Annotated in this window: 13 protein-coding genes and 2 pseudogenes; 12 read left to right on the forward strand and 3 right to left on the reverse strand. The window is 33.1% G+C overall.

Features of this window, described 5'->3' with window-relative positions:
- Positions 1–25: 25 nt before the first annotated feature.
- Positions 26–466, reverse strand: a complete 441-nt coding sequence (locus tag AC0L0O_RS08560; RefSeq protein WP_001178573.1) for an Lrp/AsnC family transcriptional regulator — start codon at positions 464–466, stop codon at positions 26–28.
- 168 nt (positions 467–634) lie between these two features.
- On the opposite strand from AC0L0O_RS08560, the gene AC0L0O_RS08565 reads away from it, so the two are divergent.
- The 11 genes and pseudogenes from AC0L0O_RS08565 to AC0L0O_RS08615 all read left to right on the forward strand — a co-directional run bounded on the left by AC0L0O_RS08565 (position 635) and on the right by AC0L0O_RS08615 (position 11195).
- A complete protein-coding gene (locus AC0L0O_RS08565; protein WP_000792667.1) occupies positions 635–1399 on the forward strand; it encodes an SDR family oxidoreductase in 765 nt (254 codons plus the stop codon).
- A 289-nt stretch (positions 1400–1688) separates the two neighbouring features.
- Positions 1689–1979: pseudogene (locus AC0L0O_RS08570) on the forward strand (MFS transporter); the annotation flags it as partial.
- A gap of 507 nt (positions 1980–2486) precedes the next feature.
- A complete protein-coding gene (gene hscC, locus AC0L0O_RS08575) occupies positions 2487–4187 on the forward strand; it encodes a molecular chaperone HscC (RefSeq protein WP_000974591.1) in 1701 nt (566 codons plus the stop codon).
- Positions 4187–5467: a J domain-containing protein gene (locus AC0L0O_RS08580; RefSeq protein ID WP_000029674.1), complete on the forward strand. Its 1281-nt coding sequence runs from the start codon at positions 4187–4189 to the stop codon at positions 5465–5467. The genes hscC and AC0L0O_RS08580 overlap by 1 nt, the downstream gene beginning before the upstream one ends.
- A gap of 12 nt (positions 5468–5479) precedes the next feature.
- Positions 5480–6157, forward strand: a complete 678-nt coding sequence (locus AC0L0O_RS08585; protein ID WP_000498140.1) for a DUF1266 domain-containing protein — start codon at positions 5480–5482, stop codon at positions 6155–6157.
- 447 nt (positions 6158–6604) lie between these two features.
- Positions 6605–6910, forward strand: coding sequence for an arsenical resistance operon transcriptional regulator ArsR (gene arsR / locus AC0L0O_RS08590; protein WP_000189771.1), 306 nt, complete (start codon positions 6605–6607; stop codon positions 6908–6910).
- Positions 6911–6970: 60 nt separating this feature from the next.
- Positions 6971–7408: an ArsI/CadI family heavy metal resistance metalloenzyme gene (locus tag AC0L0O_RS08595; protein WP_001271033.1), complete on the forward strand. Its 438-nt coding sequence runs from the start codon at positions 6971–6973 to the stop codon at positions 7406–7408.
- An 18-nt stretch (positions 7409–7426) separates the two neighbouring features.
- Positions 7427–8467, forward strand: coding sequence for an ACR3 family arsenite efflux transporter (gene arsB / locus AC0L0O_RS08600; RefSeq protein WP_131370993.1), 1041 nt, complete (start codon positions 7427–7429; stop codon positions 8465–8467).
- A gap of 25 nt (positions 8468–8492) precedes the next feature.
- Positions 8493–8897 carry an arsenate reductase (thioredoxin) gene (arsC, locus tag AC0L0O_RS08605; RefSeq protein WP_131370997.1) on the forward strand — a complete coding sequence of 135 codons (405 nt, stop codon included), beginning with the start codon at positions 8493–8495 and terminating at the stop codon, positions 8895–8897.
- Positions 8898–9212: 315 nt separating this feature from the next.
- Positions 9213–9869, forward strand: coding sequence for a uridine kinase family protein (locus AC0L0O_RS08610; RefSeq protein ID WP_000359536.1), 657 nt, complete (start codon positions 9213–9215; stop codon positions 9867–9869).
- A gap of 321 nt (positions 9870–10190) precedes the next feature.
- The gene (locus AC0L0O_RS08615; protein WP_131371000.1) at positions 10191–11195 is read left to right on the forward strand and encodes a phosphotransferase enzyme family protein; all 1005 of its coding nucleotides are present in this window, start codon (positions 10191–10193) and stop codon (positions 11193–11195) included.
- 5 nt (positions 11196–11200) lie between these two features.
- On the opposite strand, the gene AC0L0O_RS08620 is transcribed toward AC0L0O_RS08615, so the two are convergent.
- Both AC0L0O_RS08620 and AC0L0O_RS08625 read right to left on the reverse strand, forming a co-directional pair.
- Positions 11201–11809, reverse strand: coding sequence for a response regulator transcription factor (locus tag AC0L0O_RS08620; protein ID WP_131371003.1), 609 nt, complete (start codon positions 11807–11809; stop codon positions 11201–11203).
- Positions 11787–12172, reverse strand: a pseudogene (locus AC0L0O_RS08625) (sensor histidine kinase); the annotation flags it as partial. The gene AC0L0O_RS08620 and the pseudogene AC0L0O_RS08625, both read right to left, overlap by 23 nt.
- A 357-nt stretch (positions 12173–12529) precedes the next feature.
- On the opposite strand from AC0L0O_RS08625, the gene AC0L0O_RS08630 reads away from it, so the two are divergent.
- Positions 12530–13525: a CgeB family protein gene (locus tag AC0L0O_RS08630; protein ID WP_473785724.1), complete on the forward strand. Its 996-nt coding sequence runs from the start codon at positions 12530–12532 to the stop codon at positions 13523–13525.
- The last annotated feature ends 60 nt before the right edge of the window (positions 13526–13585 follow it).

Raw genomic sequence — 13585 nt, forward strand, 5'->3', positions numbered from 1 at the left:
TGGAAAGCTGGTGCCTATCACTTTATTAGAACGACAATTTCTCTTCAAACTCACTCTTTAAAACAATTAAAGGAGATGATAATCCGAATTGCATTAAAGAGTCTAAAAATGCAGCAAGGGAATCCATCGAATCGCTCATGACCTTCATCATATAATTAAACTCCCCACTAATTCGATATAAATCAGTTACTTCAGGAGCGGCATTACAATATTGGATAAAATCAGAGCATTGGCTCGTTTTAAACATGATGAATGCTTGAATGTTTTTATTAATTTTGGAAGGCTCAAATTTCGTTCGGTAAGCCGCTATAACGCCTTGATCCTCAAGTTTATTCATACGCTCTTTTACAGCAGGCTGCGTCATGGATATAATCCGTCCTATTTCTGAAACAGAAATTCTCGCATTTTCATATAACAAGTTCATAATTTTATGATCGATTTCATCTAATTTTACTGCGTTTTGCATTGTGTAGCCTCCTTATTGTGTTTTCTAAAGTGAATTACGGATTATAACTATAATATCATAAGTGAACGAACTCAATTACCTATAAATCTATATTTAAAGTGATTGGTGTTTATATGAAAATATAAGTATAGGTTTTTATCAAACAGAAATTTAGGAAGGATGGAAAAAATGAAGAATCTTGATGGGAAAGTAGCGTTAGTAACAGGGGCGAGTCGCGGTATTGGTCGTGCGATTGCGATGAGATTGGCAAACGACGGTGCATTAGTTGCGATTCATTACGGCCGAAATAAGCAAGCTGCAGATGAAACAATTAGGGAGATTGAATCTAATGAAGGAAAGGCATTTTTAATTGAAGCTGATCTTAATTCAATCGATGGTGTTAAAAAGCTAGTAGAACAATTAAAGAATGAATTACAAATAAGAGTTGGTACATCAGAGATTGATATTTTAGTAAACAATGCAGGGATAGGTACACAAGGGACGATTGAAAATACAACAGAAGAAGTTTTTGATGAAATTATGTCCGTAAATATTAAGGCGCCGTTCTTCTTAATTCAGCAAACATTACCGTTACTACGAGCAGAGGGGCGCGTTATTAACATTTCATCAGCTGAAGTAAGACTTGGTTTTACAGAATCCATTGCATACGGTTTAAGTAAAGGTGCACTCAATACGATGACACTGCCTCTAGCTAAACATCTTGGAGAAAGAGGTATAACAGTGAATACAATTATGCCTGGATATACGAAGACAGATATCAATGCAAAATTGCTAGATGATCCGGAAATACGAAATTTTGCGACGAATTCATCTGTGTTCGGGCGAATAGGGCAAGTTGAAGATATTGCAGATGCAGTAGCATTCCTTGCTTCTTCTGATAGTCGATGGGTAACGGGGCAAATTATAGATGTTTCTGGTGGATTTTGTTTATAGAAGGAAAACAGCTTATGACCATCAAGCGAATGAATTGAGATATCCCCAAAAACAGATTCTTATAAATAACTAGGAAATTTATTGTAATCAAAGTTTAGATTCCTATATTAATTTGTAAAATAAATTCACTTTATGTTATTATTTTTTCTTTGGACTGACAGTTTATCGAATAAATAGTGAATAGAAGACAAGTTAAAATAGGGGATGTATTACGTTGAAATGGTTATCCTGGGAGAGAAATTTAAAAATTAGATTGATTGGCGAAACTATGTTCAATACATTGTTTTAGATGTACTTTCCGTTTATGGCAATATTAACAATTGGCGAATTGATTCGTTCGCCAGTTGTACATAGTTTTGTCAGTAAATATGCACTTGAAAATGCTAGAGGACAATATATGGAAGCATCTAATTTACAATTTACCATCGGGCGCTTTATTGCACCTATTATGATTGTATTTTCTACATGGTTATCTCCAATCGTTGTGTTCGGAATTATACTACTTTGTGCCCTTGTTAGTGCAGTTTTCTATGTGAAAGTATTTCGTATGATTTCAAACACAACTATGCATAATGAATGATGAATTAGTAAAGAAGCTTGTAAATTAATAACAAGCTAATAAAATACTATTTAAAAACGCTATTTTTTTCCGTTGAATCATAGGAGAGAATAGCGTTTTTGTATGTGTAATTTTGTAGAAGTGATAAAGTTCAGGATGGAATTATTTCAGGAAGGGGATTTAACGTACACATTGCTTTTAGAGTGTACCTTATATGTTTATTTGTAAATGAAATTTGAGCGAGTAGCGGTTACCCTCGCTTTTTATGAGAACAGAACGGGAGGAAGGTTAAGGGATTAATTGGGAATAAAATTAAATTTTGGGTCAAGCTAAAAAATTTTGATGATTGATATTTTTAAACGATCTTATTATAAAATGAACATCGTTTTTATAATTTAACATATTATTTCAATTAACTACGTTAAAATAGGTTTTTTATATTATGAAAGTTTAGTATTATTAGTTTCTTACATACTTTTCCTATTTATAATGGTATAGTAAAATATAGTAAAAAGAGAGGGGATTAGTATGGCGATAATTGGAATTGATTTAGGAACAACTAATAGTTTAGTAGCAACATGGTCGGAAGATGGTGCAACGCTTATTCCAAATGTTTTAGGTGAATTTCTCACACCATCGGTAGTTAGCGTTGATGAAACGGGTGAAATTTTAGTTGGGCGTATTGCGAAAGAGCGACTAATTACTCATCCACAACTGACAGCAGCAACTTTTAAACGTTTTATAGGAACAGAGAAAAAATATGAGCTGGGTACATATACTTTTTCATCTGAAGAGTTATCATCTTTTGTTATTAAATCTTTGAAACAAGACGCAGAAGCGTATTTAAATGAAGAGGTTACCGGTGCTGTAATTAGTGTCCCTGCCTATTTCAACGATACGCAGAGAAAGTCAACGAAACGTGCAGCGGAAATAGCAGGATTAACAGTAGAACGTCTTATTAGCGAACCAACGGCTGCGGCAATTGCTTATGGCTTATACCAAGAAGAATCGGAAACAAAATTTCTTGTATTTGATTTAGGTGGAGGAACTTTTGATGTTTCCATTTTGGAATTGTTTGAAGGGATAATGGATGTAAAATCTATTGCTGGTGATAATTATCTTGGTGGTGAAGATTTCACAAGAAGTTTAATGACCTTCTTCCTAGAATCGCATCAACTGGATCCAGATTCACTGGATTCAAAAACATTATCATTAATTTATACACAAGCAGAACGTTGTAAGCTTACTTTGTGTAATGAATCAGCTGCGACTATGAATGTTGTGATTCAAAATCAAACATATGAAACGAGTATAAATAGGGGAGAATTCGAAAAAATTGTAACGCCACTACTGTTACGTCTTCGTTATCCAATTGAACGTGCTCTTCGCGATGCTTCGTTAAACCCGAATGATTTAGATGCTGTAATTTTAATTGGTGGAGCTACTCGAATGCCTCTTGTGAAATCTGTTATTTCTAAAATGTTTGGGCGTATGCCTTATGCAAATATAAATCCAGATGAAACAGTTGCTTTAGGTGCTGCAATTCAAGTTGCCTTAAAAGAACGAAATAAGGCTTTAGAAGAAGTGATTTTAACCGATGTCTGTCCATATTCTTTAGGAACAAGTGTTGTTCAAGAATTTGGAGATGGTAAGTCAGAGTCTGGGTACTTCTTCCCTATTATAGAGAGAAATACACCAATTCCTGTAAGTAAGGTGGAGCGACTATATACAGTAAAGGATAAACAACAATTTATAACTATTGATGTTTATCAAGGGGAAAACCGTAGGGTAGTAAATAATTTAAAACTAGGTGAGCTCAAAATTAAGATTCCTCCTGCTCCTGCTGGAAATGAGTCGGTTGATATTCGTTATACATACGACATTAATGGCATTCTTGAAGTTGAGGTAATAAGTACATCAACTGGAGAAAAGAAAAGAACGATCATACAGCAAAACGCTGGAAATCTTACAGATGCAGAAATAGAAAAGAGACTTTTAGAGTTAAGAGATATTAAAATTCATCCGAGAGATAGAGAAGAAAATCGACTTCTTCTTGCAAAGTGCGAAAGGCTTTATGAAGAGTTACTTGGTGATGAACGCAAAAAGATTTCTATATTACTGCAACAATTTGAGAGCGTGCTTACAACGCAAAATGATAAAAAGATTAAAGAAGCTTCCAGTATATTAAAAGAACATATTGAAAGTATGGAAAGGTGGGCAAATCGCTAATGAGTATTTGGAATACATTGGAGATTGAACCTACTGACGATATTTCAGTCATTAAAAAAGCTTATGCAAAACTCCTGAAAATACATCATCCAGAAGATGACCCCGAAGGATATCAAAGATTAAGAGAAGCGTTTGACCAGGCAGTGAAAAGTGCGAAAAATATGAAAGATAAGCCGTCGATTCAAATAGATGAAATGAATGCTTCTGATAGGGAACTTGTATTTTCTCCATGGACTGATAGTGATGCGGAAATTGCTACTACTACAATTGCTGAACATCCAGTCTATACATTCATGGAAAGTGTTGAGATGCTTTATGATAATTTCTTTGCACGGATAGAGCAGGGGAATTGGGAGGAAATATTGCGTTCAGATGTGATATGGGATGTTCAATATGCAGCAGCACTACAAGATCAGTTAATTGAATTTTTCTTATATCATTATCACTTCCCACATTCGATTTGGGAATTAATCGATCAAGTATTTCGATTCAGCGAGCAAAGAAATGATTTAGTAAATGAATATGGAGAAAATACAATTCAATTTTTATTAGAAAGAATTAGCGGCGAAAAAGAAATGCGTTACGATATCTTTGAAAAAACTGCTGATTTAGATTTTGAGTTGTATTTCTATATACGAGAAGAAATACAAAGGAAACTGATAGCGAATGAATTAGAAGATGTAAAAGAAGAACTGGATCGTGCGTTTGCAATGTATCAAAGGGACCCTGAATTATTACGTATGCAAGGTATTTATTATTTACGTATAGACAATAAGGAGAAGGCATTACAAGCATTTAGCAATATTCTGTTGATTGATAAAGACGACCCAGATGCATTATTATATCGTGCCCGTATTCAGCATAATCTTGGGCAATTTCACGATGCTATCAAAGATTGTGAACATCTTCTTTCTGTCTACCCAGAGCATATGGATGCGATGTTCATGATGACAAAATGCTTAGAAAAAGCGGGAGAAATAGAGAAAGCTGAAAAAATAGTGCAGGATGCTTTTCAAATAGACAGGAACCATGTTGAGTTTCTATCATATTTCAATTCGTTTTTGGCACAAAGCGGAAAGAAACCAAATAAACCAGGGGTTACAATGGCTTATGTATTTGGTTGGATATTGATGTATAGTGGCATGTTTTTAAGACGTACTTGGGTGTATATTTTATTTTTTATTCTTGCTATTATTACGCGATTACCTTTCAAATATATCCTTCTTCTTCCAGTTGTTTGGGAAGCATGGAAGTTTTATAGACTGAAAATCAAAATATAAGGAGGAGCTTAGGTGTTCGTTTCAAGAAAGAAAAAACAGGTAGAACAATATTTTCGATGCATGTCTACAATATGTATGGATACTTATCTTCTTATTCATTATTTTACAAAATATGAATTTACATTTATAAGAGACCGTATACTTGGGAAAAAGTTTTTGAAAGCACAATTACGAAGATTTGATTGTACCGAACCGGAACAATTAAAAGAAATGATTGAGTGGTTATTAACAGAAGGATCACGCCAAGAATTTCAAACGATGTACAATCAATTAACCCCTCTTTCAGAAGCACAGCGAAAGCTATTACTTCCAAGACAATCAAACGATGAAAAAATGTACGTTGTGAATTACTCATTGCACATGTTACCTGATGCTGGGATTGCTGCATTTGATTATGCATGGTGTATTTGTTTAAGTCGAATTGGTAAAAGATTAGGTTATTTATCTAAAAAAGAAGCGGAATATTATATGATACAAGCGGCAAAACTTGCTCAAAACTCCTATTCAGATTGGCATGAGTACTTTCTTGCTTTTCATATCGGTAGTCACTTTAATAAATTGGACATAGAGTTCATAAGCAAAGATAAATACAATATTTTTTACACACTCGGTATGTTTAGAGTTAAAGATTCTTATGTGCATACAATTGCATGGAAAAATGACCTCCTTACAGATATGAGGGAAGGATAATGTTTGAGAGGAAAGCCTTACAATTGGACTGTATGATATTAAGATTGATGATAAATACTACTTCACCAGATGAAGAAGTAGTAATATGGTCGTTTGAAAATCTAAATGTAGTTCCATAACAGTGTTTTATGTTAAAGCAATAGAGAAATGAGAAGGTGTTTCAAAGAGTCTTCGGTTAGAGTTGATACTTCTTATTTCGTATAAAAATAGTACGTTATCCTATTTACGAGAACCATAGTAAGGATAACGTACTATTTTTTCTGTTATGTAATTATATTAAAATGTAATGATGTGTTTGTAAGAGACTACAGATGTATTCTCTATAAGATGTGAAAGAAGAGGAGGTTATATTAATCGAAAAAAATTGATATATTAGTTGCATAAAGAACTCAACAGCCTATATACTATAAACATCAAAAAAACTTGATGAAGGGAGAGTGAACTACAGTGACGCAAGATTTTCAGCTCTATGAGAAAAAATTTAAAGCGTTGGCTGATCAAAAACGTTTAGAGATTATGTATGAACTTTGTCAGCGAGGCCAGACTTGTGTATGTGATTTAACAGAGATTTTTGAAATGACACAATCTAAGTTGTCCTATCATTTAAAGATTTTATTAGAAGCAGGTTTAATTGTGAAAGAAACAAAAGGTACGTGGAGTTATTATGATTTAAATGATGCGGAAGTAAATAATTTATTATCAGAAGAATTATGCTGTATCTTTAGAAAAACAGGCAAAGGTAGCTGTTGTTAAAATTTTATAATATTAATCAAAAAAACTTGATTAATGATGTATAAAGAGGAGTAATAAGGTATGAGATATGTTCACGTCGGTATAAACGTTACGAATTTAGAGAAGTCTATTAAATTTTATGAAAAGGTATTTGGTGTTTCACCAGTTAAAGTGAAAACGGATTATGCAAAATTTCTATTAGAGACGCCAGGACTTAATTTCACGCTGAACGTACGAGATGAGGTGAATGGAAATCAGGTAAATCACTTTGGTTTCCAAGTGGATACAGCTGAAGAAATTACATTACATAAAGAAAGGTTAGAAAAAGAGGGTTTCTTTGCGCGTGATGAGATCGATACAACTTGTTGCTATGCAGTGCAAGATAAGTTTTGGGTAACAGACCCTGATGGGAATGAGTGGGAATTCTTTTATACGAAAGCACATAGTGATGTTCACAAAATTGAAGAGTCATCATGTTGCACGACTGCAAATGAGGTAGCTAAAAATTCTTGTTGTTAATAGGAGATGGAAAATAAAATGAAACGCTTATCTTTTCTAGACCGATATTTAACACTATGGATTTTTCTAGCGATGGCTGTTGGGATTGGTTTAGGGTTTGTATTCCCTAGTGTAGTAGACGGACTGAATACATTACAAGTTGGAACGACGTCTATTCCGCTTGCTGTTGGTTTAATTGTAATGATGTATCCACCATTAGCGAAAGTTCGCTATGAGGAAATGGGCCGAGTATTTAAAGATGTTAAAGTGTTAGTTTTATCTTTAGTACAAAACTGGATTATTGGTCCGGTACTTATGTTTGTTTTAGCAATTATTTTTCTTCCTGATAAACCAGAATACATGGTCGGTCTCATTATGATTGGATTAGCACGTTGCATTGCAATGGTCATTGTTTGGAACGATCTTGCCGATGGAGATAAAGAGTATGCGGCAGGTTTAGTCGCTTTTAATTCGGTATTCCAAATGCTCTTTTTCTCGGTTTATGCATACGTATTTGTAACAGTCATTCCAGAATGGTTAGGGATTGAAGGGGCTATTGTCGATATTACAATGATAGAAGTAGCAAAATCAGTATTTATCTATTTAGGAATTCCTTTTATAGCAGGTATGTTGACACGCTTTGTACTCGTGAAGTTAAAAGGAAGACAGTGGTATGAAAAGGTGTTTATACCTAAGATTAGTCCACTTACATTACTGGCATTACTATTTACAATCATCGTTATGTTTTCTTTAAAAGGAGAGATGATTGTTAGCGTACCACTAGATGTGGTAAGAATAGCAATTCCATTACTCATTTATTTTATTGTAATGTTTTTTGTTTCTTTCTTTATGGGAAGAAAGATTGGTGCAAACTATCCGGTGACTACAACATTAGCATTTACAGCAGGTAGCAATAATTTCGAGTTAGCGATTGCTGTAGCAGTTGGTGTGTTTGGTATTCATTCCGGTGCGGCATTCGCAGCTGTTATCGGTCCTTTAGTTGAAGTACCTGTAATGATTGCACTTGTAAACGTCGCTTTTTGGTTTAAGCGTAAATATTTTAATGATAAACTAGTATAATTTAAAAACAAAGGTGGAAAACAACATGGAAAATAAAAAGACAATCTATTTCTTATGTACGGGAAATTCATGCCGAAGCCAAATGGCAGAAGCATGGGGCAAACAATATTTAGGAGATAAGTGGAATGTGTATTCTGCAGGAATCGAAGCACATGGAGTGAATCCAAACGCCATTAAAGCAATGAACGAAGTAAATATCGACATAACAAATCAAACATCAGATATAATTGATGCAACTATTTTAAATAGTGCTGATTTAGTCGTTACGCTTTGTAGCCATGCGGATTCGGTTTGTCCTTCTACTCCACCGGATGTGAATCGTGTTCATTGGGGATTTGATGATCCAGCAGGAAAAGAGTGGTCCGAATTTCAACGTGTTCGTGATGAAATTGGTGAACGTATAAAGCGATTTTCTGAAATAGGGGAGTAAATAAAGGAAAGGGTCAATCTTCTATTGTGTTGGAGATTGACTCTTTCTTTATTGTACATATTCATGACTGCATTGGTTTACACAAATCACCAGAAAAAAAGAGAGGATATTTTGTTAGTTTGATAAAGTTAGAAATGTATTTAATCATGTAGGTGTTCACAAATAATAAATTCATTTAAAAGATAATATAGTGGTGTGGAATTAGAGATGGTATGATGAATAATCACACTATCTTTCTTGTTTTGTGTATAATTAAATAAAGGGATTTTTGGATATTAAAATAAAGGGGAGTATATTAGCGCAAGGGGGAGAATGATGGATAAGTTGTTACAAGAGATCATAAATTGGTTAAGGATGAGCGATGAAAAAATTGTTATTGGTATTTCAGGACATGGTGCAGCTGGAAAAACAACGTTTGCTAATAGACTCGTAAACCTACTAAATCAAAATGAAGTAAATTATATTAATACAGATCCTTACATTGTCAGTTCGGATATCCGTAAGCATGCAGTGATTCACTATACATATCAAAATGAAAATCATCGTTATAAAATGACAGCTTGTCATCCAGCGGCGCACCACTTGGCAGCTTTAGAAAGAGATATTCAGATGGTTAGAGCTGGGCTAGATTTTTATACGATAGATACGCATTACATGAAAAGTAAGTTGATTTCTTCGAAAAATAAAGTAACGATTGTGGAGGGAATGAGTGCTGCATTTATTAATCCTGATTTATTTGATTTAAAAATTTATTTTTATACAGATAGTGAAACGGAACTAATGAGAAGATCAATCCGGGATATAGATGAAAGGGGAGCTGATATAAATTATTTAAGGCAGTCTCATGAAGAACGCCGGATTCAATATGAAGTATTTATGCATTCGTATAGTCAGCGTTTTGATATCATTATTAAAACTTCCGATGAAACAATATGTTTAGAAAAAAATACATTTGAGTTTTATGCAATTTAAATGAAAATACTCAATCTGTTAATTTCATTATGATGGTTAATTTTTCTTATTTAGTACTCGTATTAAACAAATATATTATTTAACCCAAAATACATTCACTATGAAATAACTAGAGTTTTAAAAAGATTTAGCAGCCTTCTTTCATCTACATAGATAGAAGGCTATTGTAATTTTGGTGGCAAAATTACATAACTTTATTATTACTACACAGTAGGGTATGATTTTTATTTGAATAAATTAGGTGTATTTTAAAAAATTCTCACTTTAAAAGGTTTTTATTCGGAAGTACAAAAACGAATTTTTGCATGAAAGGAGAATAGGATGGAACACATAATAAAAGACGTATTAATAAATTATTTTAAAGAGATTCATTCATTAGCAGTGGAAGGAAAATTACATAATAATAGTTGGAATACAGATTTACACTATAAAATTATGGTGAATGGAAAGCGATATTCCGCAAGATTTATAAATAGCAAGCGAACAATCAATCCAGCTTTTGGGGCGTTATCAAACGAACAACTAATAGAGCAAGTACGCTTTACGTATTATTTACGCGAGCATGGAATTCCTTTTATGCAGATAAATCAGAATAGGGCAGGAGAGTTATTTACATTTGTCACTTGGAATGATGAACAATACCGATTTGTATTGTCTAATTGGATTGAAGGAGAACATATTATGCATTGTACAGAAAATATTGCAGAAGCCTTTGGAACGGAAGCAAGAAAAATCCATGATATTTCTAGTACATTTCAAAGCTCGATTTTTCAAAAGAAATCTCACTTGGATGGGTATGCCCAGTTTATTCATATGTTAGAAAGTAAGGCAAGCACATGCAAAGAATTACGGGAGTATATAAATCTAGCTACATATCATATAGAGTGTGCATATACGAGTGAATTAAAGTTTATGGTACAGACAGATTTAAATCCTTTGAATGTTTTATGGGACTCAAGTGAGCAGGTAAAAGGAATTGTAGATGTCGAATCGATAGGATATGTTGATCGTATTGAAGGACTAGCCTTTTTAATAAAGTGGTATTCCCGAACGGAAGGAATAGAATCACATGAAGTCAGTCCAAGTGTTGCTAGTGCATTTTTAGATGGGTATAAGGCTCATAATATTATAACATCAAATGAGTACAAAAGACTTTCTTCATTGTTATGGTTATCTGGTAGTTTGAATTGGAATTTTGTGAAGAAAACGCTAAGTTTAATAAGTGATGAGAGGGAATTAGAAGAACATTTGGAAGTTTATAGAGTGAGGGGAGAAAGGTTGTCTTCATTAATAAGTAGAGAAGAAAGAGCCAACTCGTTTGAGTAGGCTCTTTAACGATAAGTAGGTTGAATATAACCTAATTTTATCCCTTTCGTGACCGCTTCTAAAGAAGAGGAAACATTTAATTTATCAAATACGTGTTGAATGTGATTAGAGATTGTACGTTCGCTAGCGTATAACATAGAAGCGATTTCTTTGCGCTTATAGTCATCGCATAGTAATTGTAAAATTTGTTTTTCAGTATGGGTCAATTGTTCAATTGTTTCTGTAGAGGTTGGAAAATGAAACGCCCCTTTATTAATGTCATTTAATATTTGTACCAATACTTCAGGTAAAATATTTTTATTAATAAAACCACTTACACCTAGTTTTTGAGCTTCATACTGGTAAACAGGTAAATCATAACCAGTTAATATAACAATTTTTGTATCACATTTACTATCCAATATTATTTTTGCTATTTCTAAACCATCTTCACTACTTATATTGTTTAAATTAATATCTAATAAAATAATATCTGGTTTAAACTGGTTGATAATTGTAACGACATTTTCAACATTTTGTAATGAACGGAATTCATCTATTTCAGGATAATCTTCTAAGGCTATTTCCAAGCTTTTTGCAAACAAAGCATGATCATCTATTAATAAAATGTTTATAGGAATCGTCTCCTTTCATAGGAATGATAATAGTAATGCATAAACCAGAAGGATTACTATTTGAAATGGTCATTTTACCATGTAATAAAAATAGCTGTTCTTTAATCGAATTCAACCCTTTATGACCATTCAAAATATCTGCTTCGGTAGTTGTTAAACCTTTGCCATTATCTTTCACAATAAGTTTTATTTCCCCATTTTCTTGTACTACATGTAAATGTAACTTTGAACAATTTGAATGTTTGAATGCATTCGTTACTAGTTCTTTTAATATTCGATATACGACAAGGTGATAGGTTCTACTAAAAACAAGTCGTCGTTACACGTAAAGGATATATTAACATGTTTCATGTCATATTTTTTTGTATCATTCCTTGCAGATACTAATGCATTCATTTTATTTACTCCTTTTCATCTATTTATATATGAAGTGTATCTTTTGATATAAAAAGAAGCATGAGTAAAAAGCGCAATCTTGTGCTCATATGCTGTTACTTTGTATTACGAAATTGTGTAACTGATAAAAAATATAGATACATCATGATAGGGGTATGAATAAAAGAAGCATCACCTTCCCAAATCCCATTACCTATAAAATGAGGTAACTTCCACATAATGGACATAAACGATGCTTATACATGTAAAGTAAGAGGTCAGGAAAGTGAATAAAGACTGTTAGTTTTCGTGTGCTTTGATTATGTAGAAATAGGGGGAAATAATATGAAAGGCAATACTCCTAAGAAAATTTTATTTATTCAATCGGGAATTTCTTTTTATTATCCAATGATCGAAGCTGCAATTTTGAATAGTCTACAAAAGATAAACAGCAATACAATTATGGTGAGTCCAGAAAAATCTATAAAAACCGCGTTAAAAGTGAAACCAGATTTTATTTTGGTTCTAAGCGGTTTAAGTGGAGAATTTAATCATATTATGCCATTCCTAAAGGAGGCAGGATTTACTACTGGACTTTGGTTGACAGATGATCCTTATTATACGGATGTAACACAACATCTTGTTCCGTATTATGATTACATATTTACGCAAGATTTAAATTGTATCAAGTTTTATAGGGGAATAGGATGTAACAATGTGTTTCATCTCCCTTTAGCAGCAAACCAAGAGGTATTTAAACCTTCTCTTAAAGAAGATACATATAAGTATGATCTTAGTTTTATAGGAACCGCATTTGAAAATAGAATTAACTTTGTTGATTCTATTTCAGAGTATTTAGCAGAAAAAAATATAAAAATTGTAGGTTTCGGTTGGGAGAATTTAAAGAGTTATGAAAGGTTAAAGGATAAAATACAAATCTTGCCACTTGCAAAGTATGAAGATGCGTTAAAATTTTACGTATCTACTAAAATCAATATAAATTTGCATCGTTCACTAATTGATCAGGAATTGAATTGTAATTCTGCAAATATCCAAGCGTATTCAGTAAATAATAGGACGTTTGAAATTAATGCTGTAGGTTCTTTTCAATTAACTGATATACGTCCAGATGTAGCAAAACATTACATACCAGGTGTTGAAATAGAAACTTTTAATAGCGCATCGGAGTTTATAGAAAAAACGGAGTATTATTTGGAACATGCAGAAGAAAGAAAACGTATAGCGAAAAATGGACTGGATAGGACCTTGAAACATCACACATATGATAGGCGCGTATTGCAATTATTAAACTATATTCATTTCATGGGCGTGAAGGTGTAATCTAACCATTAACTTAAATGATAAGCGTTTGGTGCATTCAAACTAATTTACATCTAATAA

The sequence above is a fragment of the Bacillus sp. GS3m_15504 genome (genome assembly GCF_055825275.1).

Coding starts and splice junctions, on each gene's coding strand:
- AC0L0O_RS08560 (WP_001178573.1), bottom strand. CDS start 466: ATGCAAAACGCAGTAAAATTAGATGAAATCGATCATAAAATTATGAAC.
- AC0L0O_RS08565 (WP_000792667.1), top strand. CDS start 635: ATGAAGAATCTTGATGGGAAAGTAGCGTTAGTAACAGGGGCGAGTCGC.
- hscC (WP_000974591.1), top strand. CDS start 2,487: ATGGCGATAATTGGAATTGATTTAGGAACAACTAATAGTTTAGTAGCA.
- AC0L0O_RS08580 (WP_000029674.1), top strand. CDS start 4,187: ATGAGTATTTGGAATACATTGGAGATTGAACCTACTGACGATATTTCA.
- AC0L0O_RS08595 (WP_001271033.1), top strand. CDS start 6,971: ATGAGATATGTTCACGTCGGTATAAACGTTACGAATTTAGAGAAGTCT.
- arsB (WP_131370993.1), top strand. CDS start 7,427: ATGAAACGCTTATCTTTTCTAGACCGATATTTAACACTATGGATTTTT.
- arsC (WP_131370997.1), top strand. CDS start 8,493: ATGGAAAATAAAAAGACAATCTATTTCTTATGTACGGGAAATTCATGC.
- AC0L0O_RS08610 (WP_000359536.1), top strand. CDS start 9,213: ATGGATAAGTTGTTACAAGAGATCATAAATTGGTTAAGGATGAGCGAT.
- AC0L0O_RS08615 (WP_131371000.1), top strand. CDS start 10,191: ATGGAACACATAATAAAAGACGTATTAATAAATTATTTTAAAGAGATT.
- AC0L0O_RS08630 (WP_473785724.1), top strand. CDS start 12,530: ATGAAAGGCAATACTCCTAAGAAAATTTTATTTATTCAATCGGGAATT.